This is a genomic window from Pseudoalteromonas sp. GW168-MNA-CIBAN-0100 (genome assembly GCF_040309225.1).
GTDB classification, from domain to species: Bacteria; Pseudomonadota; Gammaproteobacteria; order Enterobacterales; family Alteromonadaceae; genus Pseudoalteromonas; species Pseudoalteromonas arctica.
Genome location: NZ_JBEOOL010000898.1, coordinates 1 through 248, shown reverse-complemented (window position 1 = coordinate 248; position 248 = coordinate 1). Strand labels below are relative to the sequence as shown.

Annotated in this window: 1 protein-coding gene; it reads left to right on the top strand. The window is 44.0% G+C overall.

Annotated elements, in window-relative coordinates:
* Positions 1-248 (top strand): PhzF family phenazine biosynthesis protein (locus tag AAEY62_RS23905; protein WP_350636954.1); only part of this gene is annotated, 248 nt, incomplete at both ends.

Genomic DNA, 248 nt, shown 5'->3' with positions numbered 1-248 from the left:
GCTAAATGGTTTATCAAAAGCGCCCACAAAAGTGCTAAAAAACCGCCAAGCTTATTTTGTTATTTACGATAATGAGCAAGATGTAACTCAGCTTAAAACCGATTCGCAGTTACTAAAAACGTTATTTCCGCTCGATGTGGTTGCCAGCGCGCCTGGAGATAAATACGATTTTGTGTCTCGCTACTTTTGGCCCGCCAGTGGTGGCGATGAAGATTATGTAACAGGCTCTATTCATACCGGCCTTGCCC